The sequence below is a fragment of the Streptomyces sp. NPDC058683 genome (genome assembly GCF_042716195.1).
In the GTDB taxonomy this organism is placed as follows: Bacteria; Actinomycetota; Actinomycetes; order Streptomycetales; family Streptomycetaceae; genus Streptomyces.
On the sequence record NZ_JBHXSK010000082.1, the window covers coordinates 1 to 26,190 of the forward strand.

At 69.9% G+C, this 26,190-nt stretch carries 21 protein-coding genes; 11 read left to right on the forward strand and 10 right to left on the reverse strand.

Annotated features, from left to right (window positions below):
• Window positions 1-97: 97 nt before the first annotated feature.
• The gene (locus ACFWXC_RS49585; RefSeq protein WP_384490306.1) at window positions 98-1,576 is read right to left on the reverse strand and encodes a hypothetical protein; all 1,479 of its coding nucleotides are present in this window, start codon (window positions 1,574-1,576) and stop codon (window positions 98-100) included.
• An 82-nt stretch (window positions 1,577-1,658) separates the two neighbouring features.
• On the opposite strand from ACFWXC_RS49585, the gene ACFWXC_RS49590 reads away from it, so the two are divergent.
• Window positions 1,659-2,735, forward strand: coding sequence for a hypothetical protein (locus ACFWXC_RS49590; protein WP_384490308.1), 1,077 nt, complete (start codon window positions 1,659-1,661; stop codon window positions 2,733-2,735).
• Window positions 2,732-3,721 (forward strand): phosphotransferase family protein, encoded by a 990-nt coding sequence (locus ACFWXC_RS49595; protein ID WP_384490310.1) that lies wholly within the window; start codon window positions 2,732-2,734, stop codon window positions 3,719-3,721. The genes ACFWXC_RS49590 and ACFWXC_RS49595 overlap by 4 nt, the downstream gene beginning before the upstream one ends.
• Here the strand turns inward: ACFWXC_RS49595 and ACFWXC_RS49600 are convergent.
• The 4 genes from ACFWXC_RS49600 to ACFWXC_RS49615 form a co-directional block, all read right to left on the reverse strand.
• On the reverse strand, window positions 3,696-4,472 hold the full coding sequence (locus ACFWXC_RS49600; RefSeq protein ID WP_384490312.1) for a succinate dehydrogenase/fumarate reductase iron-sulfur subunit: 777 nt from the start codon (window positions 4,470-4,472) through the stop codon (window positions 3,696-3,698). The two genes, ACFWXC_RS49595 and ACFWXC_RS49600, sit on opposite strands and share 26 nt — an antisense overlap.
• Window positions 4,469-6,400, reverse strand: a complete 1,932-nt coding sequence (locus ACFWXC_RS49605) for a fumarate reductase/succinate dehydrogenase flavoprotein subunit (protein WP_384490314.1) — start codon at window positions 6,398-6,400, stop codon at window positions 4,469-4,471. Before ACFWXC_RS49605 ends, ACFWXC_RS49600 begins: the two co-directional genes overlap by 4 nt.
• A complete protein-coding gene (locus ACFWXC_RS49610; RefSeq protein ID WP_384490316.1) occupies window positions 6,400-7,221 on the reverse strand; it encodes a hypothetical protein in 822 nt (273 codons plus the stop codon). The genes ACFWXC_RS49605 and ACFWXC_RS49610 overlap by 1 nt, the downstream gene beginning before the upstream one ends.
• 73 nt (window positions 7,222-7,294) lie before the next feature.
• Window positions 7,295-7,585 (reverse strand): hypothetical protein, encoded by a 291-nt coding sequence (locus ACFWXC_RS49615; RefSeq protein ID WP_384490318.1) that lies wholly within the window; start codon window positions 7,583-7,585, stop codon window positions 7,295-7,297.
• Window positions 7,586-7,965: 380 nt separating this feature from the next.
• On the opposite strand from ACFWXC_RS49615, the gene ACFWXC_RS49620 reads away from it, so the two are divergent.
• From ACFWXC_RS49620 to ACFWXC_RS49660, 9 genes are all read left to right on the forward strand, one after another.
• Complete coding sequence (locus ACFWXC_RS49620) at window positions 7,966-10,155, forward strand: ABC transporter family substrate-binding protein (protein WP_384490320.1); 2,190 nt, start codon at window positions 7,966-7,968, stop codon at window positions 10,153-10,155.
• A 128-nt stretch (window positions 10,156-10,283) separates the two neighbouring features.
• Window positions 10,284-10,970, forward strand: a complete 687-nt coding sequence (locus tag ACFWXC_RS49625; protein WP_384490322.1) for a hypothetical protein — start codon at window positions 10,284-10,286, stop codon at window positions 10,968-10,970.
• A 157-nt stretch (window positions 10,971-11,127) separates the two neighbouring features.
• Complete coding sequence (gene typA, locus ACFWXC_RS49630; RefSeq protein WP_384490324.1) at window positions 11,128-13,035, forward strand: translational GTPase TypA; 1,908 nt, start codon at window positions 11,128-11,130, stop codon at window positions 13,033-13,035.
• 517 nt (window positions 13,036-13,552) lie between these two features.
• Window positions 13,553-15,175 carry an ABC transporter substrate-binding protein gene (locus ACFWXC_RS49635; protein ID WP_384490326.1) on the forward strand — a complete coding sequence of 541 codons (1,623 nt, stop codon included), beginning with the start codon at window positions 13,553-13,555 and terminating at the stop codon, window positions 15,173-15,175.
• Between the two features lie 148 nt (window positions 15,176-15,323).
• Window positions 15,324-16,250, forward strand: a complete 927-nt coding sequence (locus ACFWXC_RS49640) for an ABC transporter permease (protein ID WP_384490328.1) — start codon at window positions 15,324-15,326, stop codon at window positions 16,248-16,250.
• Complete coding sequence (locus ACFWXC_RS49645) at window positions 16,243-17,181, forward strand: ABC transporter permease (RefSeq protein ID WP_384490330.1); 939 nt, start codon at window positions 16,243-16,245, stop codon at window positions 17,179-17,181. The genes ACFWXC_RS49640 and ACFWXC_RS49645 overlap by 8 nt, the downstream gene beginning before the upstream one ends.
• Before the next feature lie 11 nt (window positions 17,182-17,192).
• Window positions 17,193-18,254 carry an ABC transporter ATP-binding protein gene (locus tag ACFWXC_RS49650; protein ID WP_384490332.1) on the forward strand — a complete coding sequence of 354 codons (1,062 nt, stop codon included), beginning with the start codon at window positions 17,193-17,195 and terminating at the stop codon, window positions 18,252-18,254.
• Window positions 18,247-19,395 (forward strand): ABC transporter ATP-binding protein, encoded by a 1,149-nt coding sequence (locus tag ACFWXC_RS49655; protein WP_384490334.1) that lies wholly within the window; start codon window positions 18,247-18,249, stop codon window positions 19,393-19,395. Before ACFWXC_RS49650 ends, ACFWXC_RS49655 begins: the two co-directional genes overlap by 8 nt.
• 82 nt (window positions 19,396-19,477) lie before the next feature.
• Window positions 19,478-19,885 carry a VOC family protein gene (locus tag ACFWXC_RS49660; RefSeq protein ID WP_384490336.1) on the forward strand — a complete coding sequence of 136 codons (408 nt, stop codon included), beginning with the start codon at window positions 19,478-19,480 and terminating at the stop codon, window positions 19,883-19,885.
• Here the strand turns inward: ACFWXC_RS49660 and ACFWXC_RS49665 are convergent.
• Genes ACFWXC_RS49665 through ACFWXC_RS49685 form a run of 5 tightly spaced genes read right to left on the reverse strand, consistent with a single transcriptional unit; the run spans window position 19,875 to window position 25,778 of the window.
• Window positions 19,875-20,867: an oligopeptide/dipeptide ABC transporter ATP-binding protein gene (locus ACFWXC_RS49665; protein ID WP_384490338.1), complete on the reverse strand. Its 993-nt coding sequence runs from the start codon at window positions 20,865-20,867 to the stop codon at window positions 19,875-19,877. The genes ACFWXC_RS49660 and ACFWXC_RS49665 overlap by 11 nt on opposite strands.
• Window positions 20,864-21,862 carry an ABC transporter ATP-binding protein gene (locus tag ACFWXC_RS49670; RefSeq protein WP_384490340.1) on the reverse strand — a complete coding sequence of 333 codons (999 nt, stop codon included), beginning with the start codon at window positions 21,860-21,862 and terminating at the stop codon, window positions 20,864-20,866. The genes ACFWXC_RS49665 and ACFWXC_RS49670 overlap by 4 nt, the downstream gene beginning before the upstream one ends.
• The gene (locus tag ACFWXC_RS49675; protein WP_384490342.1) at window positions 21,859-22,830 is read right to left on the reverse strand and encodes an ABC transporter permease; all 972 of its coding nucleotides are present in this window, start codon (window positions 22,828-22,830) and stop codon (window positions 21,859-21,861) included. Before ACFWXC_RS49675 ends, ACFWXC_RS49670 begins: the two co-directional genes overlap by 4 nt.
• Window positions 22,827-23,903 carry an ABC transporter permease gene (locus ACFWXC_RS49680; protein WP_384490344.1) on the reverse strand — a complete coding sequence of 359 codons (1,077 nt, stop codon included), beginning with the start codon at window positions 23,901-23,903 and terminating at the stop codon, window positions 22,827-22,829. The genes ACFWXC_RS49675 and ACFWXC_RS49680 overlap by 4 nt, the downstream gene beginning before the upstream one ends.
• A 3-nt stretch (window positions 23,904-23,906) precedes the next feature.
• On the reverse strand, window positions 23,907-25,778 hold the full coding sequence (locus ACFWXC_RS49685; RefSeq protein WP_384490346.1) for an ABC transporter substrate-binding protein: 1,872 nt from the start codon (window positions 25,776-25,778) through the stop codon (window positions 23,907-23,909).
• Window positions 25,779-26,190 lie beyond the last annotated feature (412 nt).

Genomic DNA, 26,190 nt, shown 5'->3' on the forward strand with positions numbered 1-26,190 from the left:
CCTTTCAGGGGCGGTACGGCTGACGCCCCTGAAAGGGGCGCGGGGAACTGCGCGAACGGCCCCCGCGTACCCGCGGACGCCCGACGGCCTCTCGCGGCTAGCGCAACCGCGTCCGTGTCTCCGGCCCGCCGAACGCCACCACCGGCCCCCCGTCCCCCTCCTCGCCCAACAACACGCCCCCCAGCACCGCACCCGTGAGCCCGCTCTCGTGGGCCGCCTCCCCGGCGTAGGGGTTGCCGTGCGTCCGTACGTCCTGTCCGGCCAGCTCCCGGGCCCGCCGCGCCAGCCGGTCGGCGTCCGCGGGAGCGGCCCGCCGCGCCTCCGCCAGCTGTGCCCGTGCCTCCGCTCCCACCGCCCCCCGATGCACCCCGACGAAGTCGTCCGCCGCCTCCAGCGCGCTCCGCGCCACCAGGTCCGCCCCGGCGGCGATCACCCCGGACCGCCCGCCCCCGGCCCCCTCCACCGCCCGTACGACCCGGCGCAGGGCGTCCAGCGGGTCGTAGGGCCCACCGGTCAGCTCCTCCCGCACGGCGGCCAGCACGGTGTGGGCGTGGGCCAGGCGCGACGGTGCGGCCGGTACCCGGACGCCCGCCAGTTCCGCCTCCGCGCCCGTGAGCGCGGCCGGCACCAGGCCCGCCGCCGTCCGCAGTTCCGCCGTGAGCCGGGCCACCCCGTCCAGCAGCACCCCGGCCTGTGCCACCGCCCCCTCCGCGGCACGCAGGGCACGCCGGAACCCGTCGCCGTCGCCCGAATCGGCGTCCTGGCGGGCCCGGTTGAGCCGTCCGGTCGCGAACACCAGCCGGTCCTTGGCCTGTTCGACGTACCCCACCACGGCGGCGACGGCCCCGCTCCCGTACCGCTCGGCCGCCTCCGTCAGCGCACTCGCCACCCCGCCCGTGCGCGCGGTCAGTTCCCGGAACCGCCCCTCGGCCACCGCCAGCGCGTCCCCCGCACCCCACCCGGCGTCGAACCCCTCCGCCGCCGCGTCCAGTTGCCGCCCCGCCTCCGCGCACCGCCCCACCACCCCCACCAGCGCCTGCCGCCGGCCGGTGTCGTCCCCGGGTATCCCCTCCTCGTACCGCCGCCATATCGCGAACGCGGCCGACAGCTCGGTCCCGGCCGCCCGCAGCGCCGCTACGGCGGAGTCGCATCCGGCGACGTACCCGAGCGCCTCCCGGCTGGTGCGGACGCAGTCGTCGGCCAGGACCAGGGCGGCCCGCGCCTGCCGCTCGACATCGACCGGCGACGGCGTCGGCGGGGCGGCGGAGACGATCCCGGGGGTGGTCCGCGAGCGGGACCGCCGGACCCGCCGCACGTACCCGTAGCCGCCCAGCGCACCGGCGGCCGCCACCGCGATCAGCGGCATGACGTAGTCGGCGGTCGACGCCCCGTCCGCCCGGGCCGCGGCGACCGGCTCGCGCGCCGCCACGGGAACCGGATCTTGAGCGGTGGTCGTCATCACCGGCAACACCAGCCAGACCGCTCCGGCCACCCCGCCCAGCACGGCATGCCCCACCCGCACGCCTATGTGCCCGGCGGCGTGCCTCGGACGGCCCCGGATCAAGGATGACGTCACATTTCGGAGCGTATGGGCAGCCTGTCGGCTTCGCGACCGGGGCGGGGACGGGCGGGGGACGACGAGAACAGGGGGACTACCGATGGCAACGGAATCAGAGTCGGAGGGGGAGGGGACGGGGGAGGGCGCGCCGGAGGCGCCCGCCGTCCGGAAGAGAGCCTCCTGGGTCCGCTGGGCCCGGCGTATCGGGCTCGCCGCGGTCCTGCTCCTGGTCCTTCCGCTCCTCATCGCCGAGACCGCCCTCCGCGTCAACTACACCGGCGACCCGAAGTCCGGCACCCGCACCCGGGACAAGGACGCCCTCTGGCTCGGGCACGCCTGGGTCGACGGCCGTAAGAGCGACGCCGACGTCACCGCCCTCGCCGCCCGGCTCGCGGACACCGGCATACGCGACCTCTACGTCCATGCCGGACCACTGGAACACAACGGCACGCTGCCCAGAACGGCCTATCCCAAGGCCCGTTGGCTGATAACGGCCGTGCATCGAAAACTTCCCGGCGTCCGCGTCCAGGCCTGGCTCGGGGACGAGATCGCGCCCGAGAAGCCGTACGCCATGCACCTGGAGAAGGCGCGGACGCGTGCCGCCGTCGTCGCGTCGACCCGGCAGGTGATCGCGGCCGGCTTCGACGGGGTCCACTTCGACCTGGAGCCCCTGCACTCCGGTGACCGGAACTACCTGGCTCTCCTCGACGCGCTGCGGCCGGTGACCCCGCTGCTCTCCGTCGCCGCACACCAGATCGACCCGCTCCCCGCTTTTCACTCCTTCTGGGGTACCGTCACCGGTCATCCCAAATGGTGGTCACAGGAGTATTTCGGGCAAGTCGCCCGCCGGGTGGACCAGATCGCGGTGATGTCGTACGACACCATGCAGCCCCTGCAGAGCCTGTACGGCGGGTACGTCGCGCAGCAGACCAGCCTTGCGCTGGAGGTCACCCCGGCAGACACCGACCTCCTCATGGGTCTGCCCTTCTACCACGAGAACCGCTTCGGCCACTGGGCGCACGCGGAGACCGTGCCGGCGGCCGTGCGAGGGGTTCGGCTGGGACTGTCCCGCACGGACGCGGATCGCGCTAACTTCGGCGTCGCCCTGTACGTCGACTTCGCCGCCACCGAGGATGACTGGACCTCTTATCGGAAGGACTGGGTTCGTACGTCATGACAACCGCTCGTGCCCACCTCACCCGTGACGACCTCGCGCCGCTCGCCCGCGAGGCCCTCGGCCGTGCCCCCGCCGCCGTCACCCGGCTGCGCGGTGGCTCCAAGAAAGGCGTCTACCGGCTCGCCCTCGACAACGGCAGGTCGGCGATCGCCTACGTCTGGTCCCCGGAGGAGGACTACTGGGGCCCCGCCGACGCCGACATCCGCGACCCCTTCGCCCACGCCTCCGGGCTCGGCCTCTTCCTGTCGGCCCACGACCGGCTGACCGAACTCGGGGTGCGCACCCCGCGGCTGCTGTTCGCCGACGAGGAGGCCGAGTACCTGTCCTCGTACGCGGCGGTCGTCGAGGACGTGCGCGGCGGCAGCCTGGAGGTGCTGCTGCGCAGCGACCCCGGCGCGGCCCGGGTGCCGCTGGCCCGGCTGGCCGGGACGCTCGGCGTGCTCCGGGAGTGCGTGTCCCCGGGGTACGGCAAGGCCGCCCTGGTGGAGGAGGGCGGCAAGCCGCTCGGCAGCTCCTGCGAGCAGGTCGTCGCGGACCGGGCCCTGCACGACATCGCGGAGGTGGCCGAACGGGACTCCCGGGTGCGGGAGGTCCGCCAGGCGCTGTCGGAGCGGGTCCGGGAGCTGTACGACGTGATCGAGCCGCGCGACCACGTCTCCCTCGTGCACGGCGAACTCGGCCCGGACCACGTCCTGGTGACCGAGGAGGGCGATCCCGCGCTCATCGACATCGAAGGCCTGATGTACTTCGACGCCGAATGGGAGCACGTCTTCCTCCAGCTGCGCTTCGGGCCCGCCTACGACGTGCTGCGCACCGCCGACCTCGACGAGGACCGCATGGAGCTGTACCGGCTCGCGATGCACCTCAACCTCGTCGCCGGGCCGCTCAGGCTGCTGGACGGCGACTTCCCGGAGCGCGAACCGATGCGGGACATCGCCGAGTTCAACCTCCGGCAGGCGCTCAGCCTCCTGCGGGGCGCCTCCTGATCTTCGAGCCGAGCCACACCAGCGGGTCGTACTTGCGGTCCACGGCCCGCTCCTTCAGGGGGATCAGCGCGTTGTCGGTGATGTGGATGCCCTCGGGGCACACCTCCGTGCAGCACTTGGTGATGTTGCAGTAGCCGAGACCGTGTTCGTCCTGGGCCGTGCGCTTGCGGTCCAGGCCGGACGCGTCGGCCGCGTCCAGCGGGTGCATGTCCAGCTCCGCGACCCGCATCAGGAAACGCGGCCCGGCGAACGCCGTCTTGTTCTCCTCGTGGTCGCGGACGACATGGCAGGTGTCCTGGCACAGGAAGCACTCGATGCACTTGCGGAACTCCTGCGACCGGTCCACGTCCTCCTGGAACATCCGGTACTCGCCGGGACCCACTCCGGCCGGCGGTACGAACGACGGCACCTCCCTGGCCTTCTGGTAGTTGAAGCCGACGTCCGTGACCAGGTCGCGGATCACCGGGAACGCGCGCAGCGGGGTGACCGTGAGGGTCTCGTCCCGTTCGAAGACGGACATCCGGGTCATGCACATCAGGCGCGGACGGCCGTTGATCTCCGCCGAGCACGAACCGCACTTGCCCGCCTTGCAGTTCCAGCGGACCGCCAGGTCGGAGGCCTGGGTGGCCTGGATGCGGTGGATGATGTCCAGGACCACCTCGCCCTCGTTCACCTCGACCTTGAAGTCCTCCAGGCCGCCGCCCTCGACGTCGCCTCGCCACACCCTGAAGTGGGCCGTGTAGCCGCTCATTCGTACAGCTCCTCTTCGGCGAGGTACTTGACCAGCTCCTCCTTCTCGAAGAGGGCGAGCAGGTCGGCGCGGATGGGGTCGGTGGTCTCGCGGGTGAGGGCGATCTGGCCGCGCGCCGGGTCGGCGGCCGCCGGCCCGACCGTGGGGTCGGCCAGTTCACAGAGCAGGTTGATCCGGCGCCAGTCGCGGTCCATCGCCGGATGGTCCTCGCGGGTGTGGCCGCCGCGCGACTCGGTGCGCTCCAGGGCCGCCCGGGCCACGCACTCGCTGACCAGCAGCATGTTCCGCAGGTCCAGGGCGAGATGCCAGCCCGGGTTGAACTGGCGGTGCCCCTCCACCCCGGCCCGGCGGGCCCGGACCCGCAGCGCGGCGAGCCGTTCCAGGGCCTGCTCCATCTCGCCCTCCCGGCGGATGATGCCGACCAGGTCGTTCATGGACTGCTGGAGCTCCTGGTGGAGGGTGTACGGGTTCTCCGGCGGGCCGGAGTCCGGTTCCTGGCTCTCGGCCGAGAAGGGCCGCAGTGCCTCGGCCGCCGCCGCGTCGATCTGCTCGTCGTCCACCGCCGGCCGGGCGCCGAGGTCAGCCGCGTGGTCGGCCGCGTGCCAGCCCGCCCGGCGCCCGAACACCAGCAGGTCGGACAGGGAGTTGCCGCCGAGCCGGTTGGAGCCGTGCATACCGCCGGCCACCTCACCGGCCGCGAACAGCCCGGGTACCCCGCGCGCCGCCGCCGTGTCGGAGTCCACCGCGACCCCGCCCATCACGTAGTGGCAGGTCGGCCCGACCTCCATCGCCTCCGCCGTGATGTCGACGTCCGCCAGCTCCTTGAACTGGTGGTACATGGAGGGCAGCCGGCGCCGGATCACCTCGGCCGGCATCCGCGTCGACACGTCCAGGAAGACCCCGCCGTGCGGGGAGCCGCGGCCCGCCTTCACCTCGGAGTTGATCGCACGGGCGACCTCGTCGCGGGGGAGCAGTTCCGGGGGACGCCGGTTGTGGTCCGGGTCCTCGTACCAGCGGTCGCCCTCCTCCTCGGACTCGGCGTACTTCTCCTTGAAGACGTCCGGGACGTAGTCGAACATGAACCGCTTGCCCTCGGAGTTGCGCAGCACCCCTCCGTCGCCGCGCACCGACTCCGTGACCAGGATCCCCTTCACCGACGGCGGCCAGACCATGCCCGTCGGGTGGAACTGCACGAACTCCATGTTGAGCAGGGGCGCCCCGGCGAGCAAGGCGAGCGCGTGCCCGTCGCCGGTGTACTCCCACGAGTTCGACGTCACCTTGAAGGACTTGCCGATGCCCCCGGTCGCGACGACGACGGAGGGCGCTTCGAGGACGAAGAAACGGCCGCTCTCCCGGTCGTACGCGAAGACCCCCGACACCCGGCGGCCGTCCTTCAGGATCCGGGTGACCGTGCACTCCTGGAAGACCTTCAGGCGGGACTCGTAGTCGCCGGTCTCCTTCTTGTCCTCCTGCTGGAGCGAGACGATCTTCTGCTGCAGGGTCCGGATCAGCTCAAGACCGGTGCGGTCCCCGACATGCGCCAGGCGCGGGTACTCGTGGCCGCCGAAGTTGCGCTGGGAGATCTTGCCGTCCTTCGTACGGTCGAACAGGGCGCCCCAGGTCTCCAGTTCCCAGACCCGGTCCGGGGCCTCCGTGGCGTGCAGTTCGGCCATCCGCCACTGGTTGAGGAACTTGCCGCCGCGCAGGGTGTCGCGGAAGTGGACCTGCCAGTTGTCGTGCTCGTTGACATTGGCCATGGCCGCCGCGATACCGCCCTCGGCCATCACCGTGTGCGCCTTGCCGAACAGCGACTTGCAGATCACCGCCGTACGGGCACCCCGCTCGCGTGCCTCGATCGCGGCGCGCAGCCCGGCCCCGCCGGCCCCGACCACGACGACGTCCCACTCCTGCCGGTCCACCACGGGCATCAGAAAAACCTCGGATCGTCGAAGGCGCCGGACGCGACGAGAAAGACGTAGAAGTCGGCGAGCGCCACGCTCACCAACGACGCCCAGGCGAGCTGCATGTGCCGGTCGTTGAGCCGGCCGACGAACTGCCACGCCTTGTAGCGCACGGGGTGTTTGGAGAAGTGCTTGAGCTTGCCGCCGACGATGTGCCGGCAGGAGTGGCAGGACAGGGTGTACGCCCAGATCAGCACGATGTTGACCAGGAAGACCACGGTGCCGAGGCCCATGTGGCCCCAGTTCTCGTGCGTGTCCCGGAAGGACAGGACCGTGTCGTAGGTCAGTACGCCGGCGACCAGCAGGGCGAAGTAGAAGAAGTACCGGTGGACGTTCTGCAGGATCAGCGGGAAGCGGGTCTCACCGCTGTACTTCGCGTGCGGCTCGGCCACCGCGCAGGCGGGCGGGGACGCCCAGAAGCTGCGGTAGTACGCCTTGCGGTAGTAGTAGCAGGTCAGGCGGAAGCCCAGCGGGAAGATCAGGATGATGATCGCCGGGGAGATCGCCCACCAGCTGCCGAAGAGGTCGGCGTTCGGGCCGGACGGCATGTTCTTGCAGTTCTCGGCCAGACAGGGCGAGTAGAACGGCGAGACGTACGGCGCCGAGTAGTAGTCCGCGTTGGCGAAGGCGCGCCAGGTCGAGTACACGACGAACGCGAACAGACCGGCCGCGGTGACGGCGGGTGCCAGCCACCAGCGGTCGGTCCGCAGGTGCGGGGCGGAGATCGCGGCGCGCGTACCGGTGCGTACGCCGCCGCTCTTCGGATGTGGTTCCGTACCAGTGGCCAATGGATGACTCCGGTCGGTTCGGGGGTCGGGGCCTGCGGGCAGCGCGCCTGCCGGCGGGTGCCGGTCACGCCTCCTACGGTGCGCGCCGGTCGCGGGCGCCGAGACCCTCGTCGTCCGTGTCCGTCCACAGGTTGATGTCGTAGGGGTCGTCGGAGATGGTGACGAGCTCGGGGCGCTTGCTCGGGGTGCCGGCGTGGGCCGTCTCCCGCAGCAGCGCCACGCTCTCGCGCAGGTGATCGGCGTCGGTACGGACGCGGCGCATCTCCAGTCCGCCGCTCCCGAGCTGCTGCTCCAGGCGGCCGACGGACCGGTTCAGGTCGTCCAGGCACCGTTGTACTGATGTCAGGTCGTCGTGCACGGACATGACGTGACCTCACTTCCGCGGACTTCACCGTCCAAGGCGGCAACGTTCATGCGCCTGCGAGTGTTGCGCGTCACACCTACCGGTGTGAAGGCATGTGCAGCGATTGGCGGATTGCGCGCCTCCGTCGCACGCCCGCACGCGCTCTGTGTGCGCCGGGAACGGGCGCCGCCGCGAGGGGTGCCGCCCGGTGCGCTGCCCGGGTGGGCGTTGCGCCGCACGGGTGGCCTTTGGCAGTCCTCGCCGCCGTGTCGTCCCCGGCCGACGGACCCCGTCCATTTCAGTGGGGTCCGTACTTCTGACGTACATGTGATCAACTCCAAAATACCCCCAAATGTGAACAGACCCCACCCGTGTCACCGGGCCTCCCGGAGGTAGCAGAGATGTCCCACCACGGCGTCGGACCCAGGCCTGGCCGCAGTGCGGTCATGCGTTCCGTCACGTTCCTGACCGCGGGCGTGCTCGCGGTGCCCTTCCTCGCGGGCTGCGGCTCCGACGACGAGGGCAGCAAGCCGCTGGCCGGACAGGACATCGCGGCGGTCGCCCGTGACTCGGTCGCCGAGGGCGGCGCCCTGAAGTGGGCCGTGGACGCCGTACCGGAGACCCTCAACACCTTCCAGGCCGACGCCGACGCGGGCACCACCCGGGTCGCCCAGGCGGTCCTGCCGTCGATGTTCACCATCGACGCCACCGGCCGCCCGGTCCGTGACCCCGACTACCTGGAGTCCGCGAAGGTCATCGAGACCGAGCCGCGCCAGGTCGTCCTCTACAAGCTCAACCAGCAGGCCGTCTGGAGCGACGGCCGGGAGATCGGCGCCGCCGACTTCGCCGCCCAGTGGCGCGCCCTGTCCGGCAAGGACTCCGCCTACTGGACCGCCCGCAACGCCGGCTACGACCGCATCGGCAAGATCGAGCGCGGCGCCAACGACCTGGAGGTCCGGGTCACCTTCGAGCGGCCCTACGCCGACTGGAAGTCGCTGTTCTCGCCGCTCTATCCCAAGGAGGTCATGGGCACCCCGGACGCCTTCAACGACGGCGCCCGCCGGAAGCTCACGGTCACCGCGGGACCCTTCAGGGTCGACAAGGTCGACACCGCGAAGAAGGACGTGGTCCTCACCCGCAACCCGCGCTGGTGGGGCCGCCCGGCCAAGCTCGACGAGATCGACCTGCACGCCGTGGACCGGGAGAAGCGGGCCACCGCGCTCGCCGCCGGCACGGTCGACGTCGCCGACATCGACGCCTCCGAGGCCCAGCGGATCATCATCGCCGGACGGGACAAGGGCACCGGCACGCCGTTGCAGGGCGCCGGGAAGACCTCCGCGAGGAAGCTGCGTTCCTGGGCGCTCACCCTCGGCATGGACGAGGAGCGGCTGCCCAAGGGGCCGAAGAAGCTCCGCAAGACCATCTCCAAGTGGCTGGAGCAGCAGCAGGAGCTGCGCGCGTTCGAGGTCCGCAAGTCCCTGGAGCCCGCCTTCACCCAGCTCGCCCTGAACGGCTCCGAGGGCCCCCTCGCCGACGAGCGGGTGCGCCGGGCCGTCGCACGCGCCCTCGACCGCCAGACACTCGCCAAGCTGGTGCTGACCCCGCTGGGGCTCCCCGCCGTGCCGGTCGGCAGCCACCTCGCCCTGTCCGGGCAGGCCGCCTACGCCGACAGCAGCGGGTCGATCGGCGGCCTCGACACCCACGAGGCGCAGGCGCTGCTCGCCGACGCGGGATGGGTGGCCGGCGGGCCGATCAAGGCCGGGGACAAGGCGGCCGGCGCGCAGAGCGGGAACGGTGACAAGACAGGTAAGTCCGAGAAGGGTGAGAAGGGCGGCAAGGGCGACGACTCCGGCGACGGGGACGACGGGCAGTTCATCGTCGGGGAGGACGACAAGAGCCCCGACACCCCCGACGACAAGGACACCCGCGACCACCAGAAGGACCACGCCCACGGGGCGCCCGGGGCATACGCGCCGAAGGGCACGGCCGTGCCCAAGGGGGCGCAGGCCGCGGCCGCACCGCTGGCCAAGGACGGCAAGGCGCTGAGCCTGCGGTTCGTGCTGCCGTCGGGGCCGGGGTCGCAGACGCTCCAGGACGTCGCCGAGCGGATCCGGCAGATGCTGGCGGCGGTCGGCATCCAGACCGAGATCACCAAGGTCTCCGACGAGAGCTACTTCAAGGACCACATCGCCTCCGGGCAGTACGACCTCGCGCTGTACTCGTGGCCGTCGTCCGCGTTCCCGGCGACGGACGCGCGGCCGATCTACGCGAAGCCGGTGCCGGCCGCCGACGGGTCGCTGAACGTGGAGCAGAACTACACGAGGGTGGGCACCGACCAGGTGGACCAGCTCTTCGACCAGGCGCTCGGGGCGCTGGACGAGGACGAGGCGGACGGGCTGCTGCGGAAGGCGGACTCGCGGATCTGGGCGTCGGCCGGGTCGCTGCCGCTGTACCAGCGGCCGCAGATCGTGGGGGCCAGGAAGGGGCTGGTGAACGTAGGCGCGTTCGGTTTCCAGACGCCGGTCTACCAGGACATGGGGTTCCTGAAGAAGGGCGCGAAGCCGTCGGCGAGTGCGTCACCGGCCGGCTGACCGGCGCCGTAGCTCAGGCGTTACTCAAATTGCTTGCCGCCATACGTTCGGCACCCGCAGGATCACGGGGACAGCGGTCGGTGCTGTGGGCGCCGATCGCTCCCGCACGGGGGACATGGAGCGGACGTATGCGCGGTGACGGACAACGGATCTGGGCGACAGGACTGGCCTCGCTGGTGCTGGCAGCGGGCCTGACGGCCTGCACCGGCGGCACCGGCGGCGGGGACGGCCGTCCGGGCGGGGGCGCGAGCGGAACCGGTACGGCGGCCGCGAAGGCGTGCGGAGACGGCACGTTCAGCTGGTCCGCGGTCAAGAAGTCGGACCGGCTGACGGGGGTCTCCGAGAACGAACGGCTGGGTGCCGGCGGCGGCGCGCTGAGGAACCCGCTGGAACGCGTGTACACCCCGCGGCCCTCGGTGCGGACCCAGGGTCCGGCGCTCTCGCCGGCCGAGGTTCTCTTCTCGCTGGGCAAGAAGATCGGTGAGATCGACTCCACGGCCCGCACCCTGGCGGACGACGACAGCGGCACCACCCACGCCTTCACCGACGTGCACGCCAAGGCCCCGGCCCTGGACAACGGCGCTGTCAGACTCGACGGCGCCGGAGACTACGTGACCTACGACGGGGTGCGGGAGGTGACGGGCGACTTCCGCTACTCCTGCCCGGACGGCCGGACCACCACCGGGCACGCGCGGAGCTGGACTGTCGACCTGAGCGGAGTCCTCGACTGCGGCGAGACGATGGATGCGCGGATCGCCCGGCAGGCCGCCCGGCTCTCCTGCGAAACCGGCTCGGCCGCCACGAAGGGCGCCTGACCGACCCCCTCCCGGGCCCGCACCCACGGCCCCGGGATGCCGCCACGGCCTCACCCCGTACCATGGGGTGAGGCCGTGGCGTGTTCAGCCCGGCAGGGTGCGCGGACACCGATGTACGCGCAAGCCCCTTCCTCATACTCCGGGAGTACGCCGCACCATGGCCACGCGCCACGACATCCGCAACGTCGCCATCGTCGCCCACGTCGACCACGGCAAGACGACCCTCGTCGACGCCATGCTGAAGCAGGCCGGTGCCTTCGCCGCGCACGCCGCCGAGTCGCTCGACGACCGCATGATGGACTCCAACGACCTGGAGCGTGAGAAGGGCATCACGATCCTGGCCAAGAACACGGCCGTGAAGTACCACCCGAAGGACGGTGGCGAGGTCGTCACCATCAACATCATCGACACCCCGGGCCACGCCGACTTCGGCGGCGAGGTCGAGCGCGGTCTGTCGATGGTGGACGCGGTGGTGCTGCTCGTCGACGCCTCCGAAGGCCCGCTGCCCCAGACCCGCTTCGTGCTGCGCAAGGCGCTCCAGGCCAAGCTGCCCGTCATCCTGTGCATCAACAAGACGGACCGCCCCGACTCGCGCATCGACGAGGTCGTCAACGAGGCCTACGACCTCTTCCTCGACCTCGACGCCGACGAGGACCAGATCGAGTTCCCGATCGTCTACGCGTGCGCGCGTGACGGTGTGGCCTCGCTGACCAAGCCGGAGGACGGCACCGTCCCGGCCGACAGCGACAGCCTGGAGCCGTTCTTCTCCACGATCCTGTCCCACGTCCCGGCTCCCGAGTACGACGTGGCGGCCCCGCTCCAGGCGCACGTCACCAACCTGGACGCGGACAACTTCCTCGGCCGTATCGCGCTGCTCCGGGTCGAGCAGGGCGAGCTGCGCAAGGGCCAGACCGTCACGTGGATCAAGCGCGACGGCACGATGTCCAACGTCCGCATCACCGAGCTGCTGATGACCGAGGCGCTCACCCGCAAGCCCGCCGAGATGGCGGGACCGGGTGACATCTGCGCGGTCGCCGGCATCCCGGACATCATGATCGGCGAGACCCTCGCCGACCCCGAGAACCCGATCCCGCTGCCGCTGATCACGGTCGACGAGCCCGCGATCTCGATGACCATCGGCACCAACACCTCGCCGCTGGTCGGCCGCGGCGGCACCGGCAAGGGCGCCGACAACAAGGCCGCGGTCAAGGACCGCAAGGTCACCGCCCGCCAGGTCAAGGACCGCCTCGACCGCGAACTGGTCGGCAACGTCTCGCTCCGCGTGCTCGACACCGACCGTCCGGACGCCTGGGAGGTCCAGGGCCGTGGTGAGCTGGCGCTCGCCATCCTGGTCGAGCAGATGCGCCGCGAGGGCTTCGAGCTGACCATCGGCAAGCCCCAGGTGGTCACCCAGCTCGTCGACGGCAAGGTGCACGAGCCGGTCGAGCGCATGACGATCGACGTGCCCGAGGAGCACATGGGCGCGGTCACGCAGCTCATGGGCGTCCGCAAGGGCCGTATGGACAACATGTCGAACCACGGCTCCGGCTGGGTCCGCCTGGAGTTCGTCGTCCCGTCCCGCGGCCTCATCGGCTTCCGGACCGAGTTCCTGACCGGCACGCGCGGCACGGGCATCGCCCACTCCATCCACGAGGGCCACGAGCCGTGGTTCGGCCCGCTGACCACGCGTAACAACGGCTCGCTGGTCGCCGACCGCTCCGGCGCCGTCACCGCCTTCGCGATGACGAACCTCCAGGAGCGCGGTGTGCTGTTCACCGACCCCGGCACCGAGGTGTACGAGGGCATGATCGTCGGCGAGAACTCGCGCTCCGACGACATGGACGTGAACATCACCAAGGAGAAGAAGCTCACGAACATGCGGTCGTCGTCGGCCGACACGTTCGAGGCGATCGTCCCGCCGCGCAAGCTCTCCCTGGAGCAGTCGCTGGAGTTCTGCCGTGACGACGAGTGCGTCGAGGTGACCCCGGAGGCCGTGCGTATCCGCAAGGTCGTCCTGGACCAGAAGGAGCGCGGTCGCACCGCCAGCCGCGCCAAGCACGGCTGACGCACGCCGTTCCAGCAGGAAGCCGGGCACTCCGCATTGCGGGGTGCCCGGCTTCGTGTTGAGCGGGAGGTAGGGAAAACCCTAATTCTCGTCGTGGATCCGTAAGGGGGGACCGCACGGCACTACGCTGCTGGCAGCATGCGCCCCGTCTGTGTCCAAGCGCACTTTCCGGGATTCTGCAACTGGATTTTCACCCGACTTGAGTTCGGTAAACGAACATTCAGGCCCGATAGGTGTGTAACAAGTCCGTTTCGCAGGGATCTTTCTGCAAACCCTTTGTCCGGATTTTGGAAGATGTTCGCATCAGGTGTGATCGAACCGAGACCTTATGAGTGTGGTTCGGTCATGGCGCATGGCAGATAGTTAGGCGCGTAGAGCTCGGATCTACGGGTCATGCGCTGGGTGGCGCTGACCTGCGAGCGCGGGGAGTACACCTCACGGTTTCAGGCGCCGGTGACGGCGAAGTGTCGTGTGCTTCCTTCTGCGGTGAATCAATGGACTCATGAGGAGGAGCCCCATGCGTGGTGCCAAGAGCGCCAAGTGGGTTGCGATAGCCGCCGTTGTGGCGCTGGGTGCGACGGCCTGCGGCGGCGGGGGGGACGACGGCAGCTCCGGCAGCGGCAAGGGCAACGGCGTCGTGTCGGTGGAAATCGGCGAGCCGCAGAACAGCCTGGTTCCCACCAACACGTACGAGACCGAGGGCGGCCAGGTCATCAACGCCCTCTTCACGGGTCTGACCAAGCTCGACGCCGACAACAAGGTCGTCGACGCCATGGCGCAGTCGATCGAGTCCAAGGACAACAAGGTCTGGACGATCAAGCTCAAGTCGGGCTACACGTTCCACAATGGTGAGAAGGTCACCGCCCAGTCCTTCATCGACGCCTGGAACTACGGCGCCAACCAGACCAACGCGCAGCAGACCAACCCGCTGTTCAGCCACATCCAGGGCTACGCGGACCTGAACCCGGGCGAGGGCAAGACGCCCAAGACCGACAAGCTGTCCGGTCTGAAGGCGATCGACGACAGCACCCTCCAGGTCACCCTGACCGGTGCGTTCTCGGCGTTCCCGTCGCAGCTGTCCTTCACCGCGTTCGTCCCGCTGCCCAAGGCGTTCTTCAAGGACCCGAAGGGCTTCGGCGAGGCTCCGATCGGCAACGGCCCCTTCAAGATGAAGGGCACGTTCAAGCACAACGAAGAGATCGACACCACGAAGTACGACAAGTACCCGGACGCCTCGAAGATCGAGGTCAAGGGTGTCAACTTCAAGGTCTACTCGAACCTGGACACCGCCTACAAGGACCTCGTCGCCGGCAACCTCGACAGCCTGCTGACGATCCCCACCTCGGGTCTGCCGACGTACCACAAGGACCTGCCGGGCCGTTACATCGACGAGGCCGACTCGGCCGTCGGTTACATCGGTTTCCCGATCAAGTACAACAAGGCCTTCCAGAACGCGGACCTCCGCAAGGCCATCTCCATGTCGATCGACCGCAAGACGATCGCGGACAAGATCTTCCTCGGTGCCCGTACGCCCGCGGACGACTACATCAGCCCGATCATCGACGGCTACCGCAAGGGTGCCTGCGGCGACGCCTGCACGCTGAACCCGACCGAGGCCAAGTCGCTCTACAAGAAGAGCGGCGGCCTGCCCGGCAACACGCTGGAGATCGGTTACAACGCGGACGGCGGCCACAAGGAGTGGGTCGAGGCGGTCGCGAACCAGATCCAGCAGAACCTGGGCATCAAGGTCACGGCCAAGCCGTTCGAGCAGTTCCAGACCATCCTGAACGACCTGGACGCCAAGAAGTACCAGGGCGCGTTCCGTATGGGCTGGAGCATGGACTACCCGGACATGGAGGACTACCTCCGTCCGATCTTCTCCAAGGACGCCATCACCAACGGCTCGAACTACGCCGGTTACGTCAACGAGGACTTCGAGAAGCTCCTCGTCCAGGGCGACCAGGCCGCGACGCACGAGGAAGCCGTCAAGAAGTACCAGGCGGCGGACGACGTCCTGCTCAAGGACATGCCGTACATCCCGGTGTACTTCTACACCATGAACGCCGGCTTCAGCGACAAGATCAAGTCGATGAAGGTCGCCGGTCACCAGATCCTGTGGGACACGGTCAAGCTCAGCTGACCGGGTTCCAGCAGTTCTGACACAGAGCGGTACGGGGTGAGCAGGGGGAGGAATAGCCTTCCCCTGCTCACTCCTGCTGCCGTCTTCCGTCCGACCGTGCCGATCCCCCCGGCCGCGGTCGGGCCGAGCACCCCCCTCTGGAGTACCCATGGGCCGATACGTCGTGCGCCGCCTCCTGCAGGTGATCCCTGTGGTGATAGGCGTCACGTTCATCATCTTCTGCCTGGTCTTCGCTCTGCCCGGCGACCCGATCCAGGCACTGGCCGGCGACAAGCGCGCCGACCCCAACATCGCGGCGATCCTTCGTGCGCACTACCACCTGAACGAACCGCTCTACCAGCAGTACTGGCACTACATCAGCGGCGTCTTCACCGGTGACCTCGGTGAGACGTACAACGGCCGTGCCATCTCGGACATCGTCTCCGAGCGGTTCCCCGTCACCCTGAAGCTGGGTCTGACGGCGTTCGCCATCGAGGCTGTCATCGGCATCCTCGCGGGTATCTTCTCCGCCCTGAAGAAGGGCAAGTTCATCGACAACGTCGTGCTGATCTCGACGCTCGTCCTGATCTCCATCCCGGTCTTCGTGCTCGGCAGCGTGCTTCAGCTGGAGTTCGGCGTGAACCTGAAGATCACGCCGGTCGCCGGTATCGAGAAGGGCTGGCCGCAGAGCTTCATCCTGCCCGCCATCGTGCTCGCCTCGACCTCGATGGCCTACATCTCGCGCCTGGTGCGGACGAGCATGACGGAGTCGATCCGCGCGGACTACGTCCGTACGGCGGTCGCCAAGGGTCTGCCGCAGCGGCGGGTCATCGGCGTGCACGCGCTGCGCAACTCCCTGATCCCCGTGGTCACCTTCCTGGGCTTCGACCTCGGTGCCCTCATGGGTGGCGCGATCATCACCGAGCGTGTGTTCAACATGCCCGGTATCGGTGGTCAGCTGGCCCAGTCCCTCTATCTGCGCGAGCGGCCGGTCGTCGTCGGTCTGGTGACCCTGCTGGTCCTGATCTACCTGGTCGCCAACCTCCTCGTAGACCTGCTGTACGCCGTGCTCGACCCGAGGATCCGTTATGAGTGAGAAGACGATAGAGAGGCCCACCACCGACGAGGCCGCCATCGCCAAGGAGATCGAGGCCGAGGAGAAGGCCGCGGCTCGTCAGGCGAGCCTGCTCAAGGACGGCTGGGCGGACCTCCGCAAGCGGCCCTTGTTCATCGTGACGGCCCTCATCATCGTGTGCCTGCTCGCCCTGGCGATCGCGCCCAGCCTGTTCACCGGCCGTTCCCCGTTCTCGGACGGTTTCTGCCAGCTGCAGAACTCCATGAGCGGACCGTCGTCCGGGCACCTGTTCGGCTACGACGTCCAGGGCTGTGACATCTACACGCGGACCGTGTACGGCACCCGCAACTCGATCGTCGTCGGTGTGGTGACGACCGTGGCCACCACCCTGATCGGCGGTCTGCTGGGCATGCTGTCCGGTCTGCTCGGCGGCTGGATCGACGCGCTGCTGTCCCGGATCACCGAGGTCTTCTCGGCGCTCCCGCTCCTCATCGGCGGCCTGCTGATCATGTCCATCTGGGGCGGCGGCGACGTGTGGTCGGTGTCGTTCATCATGGCGATCCTCGGCTGGCCCCAGGTCTTCAGGATCATGCGCGGCGAGGTCATCGGGAACAAGTACAACGACTACGTGATGGCCGCCCGCGCGTTGGGCGCCGACTCGAAGCGGATTGCGTTCCGGCACATCCTGCCGAACACGCTCGCCCCCGTCATCGTCATCACCACCATGAACCTCGGTGTCTACATCGCCGCCGAGGCCGCCCTGTCCTACCTGGGCATCGGCATCCAGTACCCGAACATCTCCTGGGGTGTCATGATCAGCGACGCCCAGGACCGGTTCCTGACCAACCCGCACGCGCTGCTGTTCCCGGCAGGTGCGCTGAGCATCACCGTGCTCGCGTTCATCGTGCTCGGCGACGTGGTCCGCGACGCCTTCGACCCCAAGATGCGCTGAGGGAGGCGTACGTGACCATCATCGACCCGACGGACGCCGTCCCGGCTCCCCGTCCCGGCGACCCGGAGCGAACCGGCCCGCTGCTCGAGGTGCGCGACCTGCACGTCGAATTCCAGACCCGCGAGGGCGTGGTCCGCGCCGTCAACGGCGTCAACTACTCCGTGAACTCGGGGGAGACCCTCGCCGTGCTCGGCGAGTCCGGCTCCGGCAAGTCCGTGACCGCGCAGGCGATCATGGGCATCCTGGACATGCCGCCGGCCCGCATCCCCAAGGGGGAGATCCGCTTCTACGGCCAGGACATGCTCACCATGTCCCACGAGGAGCGGCGCAAGCTGCGCGGCGCCCGGATCGCGATGATCTTCCAGGACGCGCTCTCCGCGCTCAACCCCGTGCTCAGCGTGGGATACCAGCTCGGTGAGATGTTCCGCGTCCACCAGGGCATGTCCCGCAAGGCGGCCAAGGCCAAGGCCATCGAGCTGATGGACCGGGTGAAGATCCCGGCCGCCGCGGCCCGGGTGAACGACTACCCGCACCAGTTCTCCGGCGGTATGCGCCAGCGCATCATGATCGCGATGGCGCTCGCCCTGGAGCCGGACCTGATCATCGCCGACGAGCCGACCACGGCCCTCGACGTGACGGTCCAGGCCCAGGTGATGGACCTGCTCGCGGAGCTGCAGCGCGAGTACCAGATGGGCCTGATCCTCATCACCCACGACCTCGGTGTCGTGGCGGACGTGGCCGACAAGATCGCCGTGATGTACGCGGGCCGGATCGTGGAGACGGCGCCGGTGCACGAGCTGTACAAGCGTCCCGCGCACCCCTACACCCGCGGTCTGCTCGACTCCATCCCGCGCCTGGACCAGAAGGGCCAGGAGCTCTACGCGATCAAGGGCCTGCCGCCCAACCTGCTCAGGGTGCCGAGCGGTTGTGCCTTCAACCCGCGCTGTGACAAGGCACAGGACATCTGCCGGACCGACCGTCCGCAGCTGGTCCCGGTGACCGAGCCCGACGGCACGGAACTGCCGGGCCGCGCCAGCGCGTGCCACTTCTGGAAGGAGACGATCCATGGCTGAGTCGACCAAGACCGACGAGCCGACGGACGCGACGCCCAACGTCTCCGACGTCGAGGTCGCGGACGTGCACACCGAGGACGAGGCGGTCGCCGCCCTGGAGTCTCCGGTGGACCGGGGCGAACCGATCCTGCAGGTGCGCAACCTCGTCAAGCACTTCCCGCTGACGCAGGGCATCCTCTTCAAGCGGCAGATCGGCGCGGTGAAGGCCGTCGACGGCGTCTCCTTCGACCTGTACCAGGGCGAGACCCTGGGCGTCGTGGGCGAGTCCGGCTGCGGCAAGTCGACGGTGGCCAAGCTCCTGATGAACCTGGAGCAGGCCACGGCCGGCGAGATCTTCTACAAGGGCCAGGACATCACCAGGCTCTCCGGCAAGGCGCTCAAGGCCGTCCGCCGGAACATCCAGATGATCTTCCAGGACCCGTACACCTCGCTCAACCCCCGGATGACGGTCGGCGACATCATCGGCGAGCCCTACGACATCCACCCCGAGGTGGCCCCCAAGGGCGACCGGCGCAAGCGGGTCAAGGAACTGCTGGACGTCGTGGGTCTCAACCCCGAGTACATCAACCGGTACCCGCACCAGTTCTCCGGCGGACAGCGGCAGCGCATCGGCATCGCGCGCGGCCTGGCGCTCAACCCGGAGATCATCATCTGCGACGAGCCGGTCTCCGCCCTCGACGTGTCGGTCCAGGCACAGGTCATCAACCTGATGGAGGGGCTGCAGGACGAGTTCAACCTCTCCTACATCTTCATCGCCCACGACCTGTCGATCGTCCGGCACATCTCGGACCGGGTCGGGGTCATGTACCTCGGCAAGCTCGCCGAGATCGGCACCGACGAGCAGATCTACGAGCACCCGACGCACCCCTACACCCAGGCGCTCCTGTCGGCCGTGCCCGTGCCCGATCCGCAGGACCGTGAGCAGCGCGAGCGGATCATCCTCACCGGCGACGTGCCCTCTCCGGCCAACCCGCCGTCCGGCTGCCGCTTCCGCACCCGGTGCTGGAAGGCCGAGGACAAGTGCGCCCAGGAGGTCCCGCTGCTGGCGATCCCCGAGCGCTTCAAGACCTCGGACACCCCGGCGGCCCACGAGTCGGCCTGCCACTTCGCCGAGGAGAAGGACATCGTCCACGCGGCCTGACGCCCCGGCACCACCACCCCGGTTCCCGGTACCTCCTTCAGGGGTACCGGGAACCGGCATGTCCTGAGGAGAGAGGGTCCGGATGCTGCACCACGTCGAGCTGTGGGTCCCCGACCTGTCCCGTGCCGCCGGCGAATGGGGCTGGCTCCTGGGCCGGCTCGGCTACCGCCCGTACCAGGAGTGGGAGCACGGCCGCAGCTGGCGCATGGGCGCGGCCTACCTCGTCGTCGAGCAGTCGCCCGCGATGCGTTCCGGCGCGCACGACCGGATGCGTCCCGGTCTCAACCACCTCGCGTTCCACGCCGGACCGCCCGCACAGGTCGACGAACTGGCGGACACCGCGCCCGCGCACGGCTGGTCGCCGCTGTTCACCGACCGCTACCCGCACGCCGGCGGCCCGCAGCACTACGCGGCCTATCTCGTGAACACCGACGGCTTCGAGGTGGAGCTGGTCGCCGGGGACGGGTCGTTGCCCGGTCTCACGCCGTGATGCGGGTCCGGGCCCAGTGGCATGCCACCTGTGCGCCGCCCGCTCCGTCCAGCACGTCCAGGTCCTGGCTCCGGCAGGCGTCCGCGACGCCCGCGCGGTCCGCCTCGCCGCCGGCCAGGATCTGGCAGCGGACGTGGAAACGGCAGCCCGCGGGGATGCGGGAGGGGTCGGGGGGTTCGCCGGTCAGCACCACGCGCTCGCCCGGCGCCTCGGGCAGCACCGACAGCAGCGCCTGGGTGTAAGGGTGCCGGGGAGCCGTGAGGACCTGTTCGACGTCGCCCGTCTCCACGATCCGGCCCAGGTACATCACCGCGACCCGGTCGGCGATGTTCCAGGCCAGACCGAGGTCATGGGTGACCACCAGCGCGGCCAGGCCCAGTTCGGCGCGCAGCCGCAGCAGCAGGGCGAGGATCTCGCCGCGCACGGAGGCGTCGAGGGAGGCCACCGGTTCGTCGGCGACGATCAGTTCGGGTTCGAGGACCAGCGCGCCCGCGATCACCACGCGCTGGCGCTGCCCTCCGGAGAGCTCGTGCGGGTAGCGCAGGAAGAAGCGTTCCGGTGGACGCAGTCCCGCGTGGCCGAGTGCCTCGGCGACCGCCGCCCGCTCGTTTCCCGTACGGCCGTGGATCCGCAGCCCCTCGGCCACGGCGTCGTACACCGTGTGCCGGGGATTCAGCGAGCCGGTCGGATCCTGCAGCACCAGCTGCACCCGCCTGCGGTACGCCTTCAGCGCCCGCGAGGAGTACGCCAGGGGCTTCCCGGCGAAGGAGATCCGTCCCGCGGTGGGCGTCACCAGGCCGAGCAGCGAGCGCGCCAGCGTCGTCTTGCCGCAGCCGGACTCGCCGACCAGCGCCACGATCTCCCCGGCCCGGATGTCCAGTTCGACGCCGTCCACGGCCCGGGCCTCCGGGGCGCCGTGGCGTCCGGGGAAGGCCACGTGGAGCCCCTGGGCGCTGAGCAGCGGCGGGGGTGTCGTCGTCATGAGGCGCTCCTCGTGTCCTCGGCCGCGGTGGTTGCTCCGGGCGCTGCGGCCGCCACGTGCACACAGGCGGCCCGGCGGCCCGGCTCGGCGTCCCGCAGCACCTGGTCCTGCGTGGCACACCGGTCCAGTGCCACCGGACAGCGCGGATGGAACGCGCAGCCGGAGGGCAGCGCGGACGGGTCGGGCGGGTCACCGGCCAGGCCGCGCGGGGCGAACCGGGAGGCGGGGTCGCCGATGCGCGGGAACGCCGCGGACAGCGCCCTGGCGTACGGGTGCCGGGCGTCCTCGTGGACGTGGCGGGCGGGGCCCTCCTCGACGACGCGGCCCGCGTACATCACCATGAGCCGGTCGCAGGTGTCGGCGAGCACCGCCAGATCGTGGCTGATCATGATCAGGCCCACGTCCTGCTCCGCCACGAGCTGTTCGATCAGCCGCAGGATCTGCGCCTGGATCATCACGTCCAGGGCCGTGGTCGGCTCGTCCGCGATGATCAGCTGCGGGTCGCAGGCCAGCGCCATGGCGATCATCACCCGCTGGCGCTGCCCGCCGGAGAGCTCGTGCGGGTACGCGGAGGCGCGGGACGCCGGCAGGCCCACGTGGTCCAGCAGTTCGCCGGTCCGTCTGCGGGCCGCGGCCGCCGTCGCCCTGCGGTGCAGCAGGATCGGCTCGGCGATCTGGTCGCCGACGCGGTGCACCGGATTGAGCGAGTGCATCGCCCCCTGGAAGACGATCGAGGCGCCCGCCCAGCGCACGGCCCGTACCTGCCCCCAGCGCATGGCCAGCACGTCCTCGCCGTTCAGCACGACCTCCCCGGACACCCGTGTCCCGGCCGGCAGCAGCCTGAGCAGCGCGAGGGCCAGCGTGGACTTGCCGCAGCCCGACTCGCCCGCGACGCCGAGCTTCCGCCCCGCCGCCAGCGACAGGTCCACGCCCCGCACCGCGACCGCTCCGCCGGGGTAGGTCACTTCCAGGTTCCGGACCTCCAGCAGCGTCAACGGGCCACCCCCAGCCTGGGGTTGAGGACGGACTCCACCGCGCGCCCGCACAGCGTGAACGCCAGTGCGACCGCCGCGATCGCGATGCCCGGCGGCACCAGGTACCACCAGTCCCCGGCGCTGACCGCCCCCGCCTCCCGCGCGTCCTGCAACAGCCCGCCCCACGAGATGACCGTCGGATCGCCGAGGCCGAGGAAGGCCAGCGTCGCCTCGGCGAGGACGGACGAGGAGATCATCAGGGTGGTCTGGGCGAGGACCAGCGGCATCACGTTGGGCAGTACATGCCGGGTCATGACGTGCCAGTGGCCGCCGCCGAGCGCCCTGGCCCGTTCGATGTACGGCCGGGACTCCACCGCGAGCGTCTGCGCGCGCACCAGCCGGGCCGTCGTCGGCCAGGAGGTGACGCCGATGGCGAGGATCACCGTGCCCAGCGACCGGGACATCACGGTGGCCAGCGCGATGGCGAGCACCAGCGCCGGCATCACCAGGAACCAGTCCGTGATCCGCATCAGCACGGTCGCGTACGCCCCCCGGAAGTGCCCGGAGGTGACGCCGACGAGCGTACCGATCACCACCGACAGTACCGCCGCCAGCAGTCCGACCAGGAGCGAGATCCGCGACCCCCACACCACCAGGCCCAGCAGATCACGCCCGAACCGGTCGGTGCCCAGCGGGAACTCACCGCTCGGCGCCTCCAGCGGACCGCCCGGCGCGGTGGTCACCCCGGCCACGCCGGAGCCGACCGTCAGCGGCGCGGTCAGCGCCACCAGGGCGAACAGGAGGAGCGCGGTCAGGCCGACCAGCCCGGCGCGGTGGGTACGGTACTGCCGCCAGAACCGTACGGCGGAGCGGCGGCGGCGCTGCCAGGCCAGCGCGTGCGGTCCGGCGGCCCCTGGAGCCCCGGCCCCGGGAGTCCCGGTCTCGGGAGCCCCGGTCTCCGGAGCCGGCGGGGTGGCCTCGGCCGTCATCGGCCCACCCGGGGGTCGAGCAGCGGATAGACCAGGTCGGCCAGAGTGTTCATGATGATCACCGCCGAGGCGAAGAAGAGGAACAGCCCCTGCACCAGGGGCAGGTCGGGCACGCTCAGGGCCTGGTAGAAGAGTCCGCCGAGACCCGGCCAGGAGAAGACGGTCTCCACCAGGATGACGCCCGCGACGGTCCGGCCGAGGTTGACGAAGACCAGGGTGACCGTGGGCAGCAGCGCGTTCGGTACCGCGTGCCGGCGGCGCACCAGGTCGTCCCGCAGGCCCTTGGCGCGGGCGGTCGTGAGGTAGTCGCTGCCCATCTCGTCGAGCAGTGCCGAGCGGGTGACCAGCAGCGTCTGCCCGTACTCGACCGCGACGAGGGTGAGCACCGGCAGGACGAGATGGTGGGCGACGTCGAGGACGTAGGCGAAGCCCTCCTTGCCCCCCGTTTCCATGCCGCCGGTCGGGAACAGCCCGGGGACCGGGCCGAGGCCCACGCCGAACACGATGATCGCCAGCAGGCCGAGCCAGAACGACGGTACGGAGTACAGGACCAGCGCCAGGCCGGTGTTGAGCCGGTCGCCGAGCCGGCCGTGCCGCCATGCCGAGCGGGTGCCGAGGAACATGCCGAGCGCGGTGTAGAGCACGAAGGCCGTGCCGGTCAGCAGCAGCGTGTTCGGCAGCGCCTCGCCGATCTTGTCGACGACCGGGGCGCGGAACTGGTACGACGTGCCCAGGTCGCCGGTGAGCGCCTTGCGGCAGTAGTCCGTGAACTGCTCCCACACCGGCAGGTCGAGCCCGAACTCCTTCCGGTACTCGGCCAGTTGCCCGGCCGAGACCGGACGGCCGCCCGTCATGGTCTTGACCGGGTCGCCGGGGATCAGCCGGAAGAGGAAGAAGCCGGTGACGAGGACGGCGAGCAGCGAGACGGCGGCACCGCCCGCCTTGGCCGCCCCGTAGCGCAGATACGCGGCGGCCGTGCGCGCCCGCGGTCCGCGGGCCGCCGGACCGTCCGGAACCGGTACGGCGTCCGTGTCGGGCGACGCGGACACCGCGTCGCGAGCGGTCGGCTGCATGGCCTACTCGCGGTCGTCGGCGGTGGCGCGCCGCCGCCGCGCGAAGAACGCTCCGGCGCCGGCGAGGACCACGACACCCGCGACGATACCGACGACGACCCCGGTCGAACTGCCCCCGGAGGAGCTGCCGGAGTCCGCCGGCACCGCCGACCACCAGCTCCAGTAGCCGTCCTGGCCGTAGATGTTGCCGGCGGCCTTGGGCATCGTCTCGATCGACTTGATCTGGTCGGTGCGGTAGGCCTCGACGGCGTTCGGGTACGCCATGACGTTCATGTACCCCAGGTCGTACAGCCGCGACTCCAGCTGCTTGACGAGAGTGGCCCGTTCGGCGGAGTCGTACTCGGCGAGCTGCTTGGCGTACAGGTCGTCGTACGTCCTGTCACAGATGAAGTTGTCGGTCGCGCCGGTGTCCTTCGGAGTGGCGGGCAGGGCGGCGCAGGTGTGGATGGACAGCACGTAGTCCGGGTCCGGGTTGACGGACCAGCCGTCGAAGGCCAGGTCGTACTTGCCCGCGAGCCAGGGGTCGGTGACGTTGTCCAGGCAGTCGAGGGTCGTGCCGATTCCGAGCTCGGCCCACCACTCCTTGAGGTACTGGCCCACGGCCTTGTCGTTGGGGTCGGTGGCGTGGCACAGGACGCGGTAGTTCAGCGGCCTGCCGTCCTTGCCGACCCGTTTGCCGTCGGCGTTCTTCTTGTAGCCGGCCTGGTCGAGGAGCTGGGCGGCCTTCGCGGGGTCGTAGGCGAGTTCCTGGCTCGCCGACGGCTTCCAGAAGTACGTGGAGAAGCGCGGCGGGAGGTAGCCCTGGCCTTCGACCGCGTGTCCCTGGAACACCTTGTCGACGATGGTTTTCCGGTCCACGGCCAGGAACAGTGCGTGCCGCACCCGTTCGTCGAGCAGGGAGGGGTCGCCGTCGCCGAACTTCTGGCCGTTCTTCGCCTGTGCGCCCGGGTTGGTGGCGAGGGCGTAGAAGCGGCGGCCCGGGGCGTCGTTGACGTGGATGCCCTTCTGCCCCTGGAGGGAGGACGCCTGAGCCGGCGTCAGGGCCGGGGCGCCCGCGACGAAGGAGACCTCGCCCTTGCGCAGGGCGGCCACGGCGGCGTCCTGGTCCTTGTAGTACTTGAAGACCAGCTCGTCGAACTTGGGGGCGCCGCGCCAGAAGTCCTTGTTGGCCTTGAGCCGGACGTAGCTGTCCGCCTTGTAGTCGGTGAGGACGAACGGCCCGTCGCCGACGACGGGGAACTTGCCGTCGTTGTTGAACTTCGAGAAGTCCGAGACGTCCTTCCAGATGTGCTCGGGCACGATCGGCACGTCCAGGGCGGTCATCGTGGCCTGCGGCTTCTTCAGTTCGATGACCAGCTTGGTGGGGCTCGGGGCCGTCACCCTGCGGAAGTTGGTGACGAAGTTGCCGTTCGCGGTGGCGGCCGCCTGGTCCGTCATCAGCTTGTCGAACGTCCATGCCGCGTCTTCGGCGGTCACCTTCTGCCCGTCCGACCACTTCGCGTCGGAGCGGATCGTGTACGTCCAGGTGAGCTTGTCGGCGGACGCGGACCACTTGGTGGCCAGACCGGGAATCGGGTGGGCGTCCCCGGGGTCGTAGTCGGTGAGGTACTCGTACATCAGCCGCTGGAGGCTGGTGCTGAGCAGACGCACCGCCAGGAAGGGGCTCAGCGAGTCGACGCTCTGGGCGACCGCGACGGTGAGCACCTTGTCGCCCTGGGCGGCCTCGGCCTGCTGGGGCGCCGGGTTGAGCGGGGTCGCGAGGGCCGCCCAGACCGTCAGGGTGAGGGCGCCGGCGGCTGCCACGAGCCGGGGCGTACGGGGGCGTGGGCTTCTCGGGTGTGAACGCCTTGCGCTGTGCTGGGCTTGTGGGCTCATGGATCGTGACCTCGCGTCATCGCTCGCACAGGGACGGCTTGCTCGGACTTCAGGGCCGGGTTCTCACCTGGTGACGCCAGTGGGGTGATGAGTGTGTCTATCAGCGGCTGTCCGGGTGCGTCAACGGCGCGTGGATCTGGTGTGGCCTGCGGAAAAGGCAAGTTGACGCCCCATCGGATCATTATTGGTCTAGACCGGTAAAAGGGGCCTGGTGGGACGCTGGCGCCGCCTGTCGCCGGATGCGGCCGCCGTGAAACGTGCCTCGTCATTGCGGGTGAACACCCCGCGGAGGTGCCGCCGGCCGGGCGGCGCCACTCCTCCGGGTGGGTTGTCCTGCGGATGGGTGCAGTGAATATGTGTTATGCGCCATTTCTGATGATATTGACCGGTAGCACATCTTTCACGGATCACC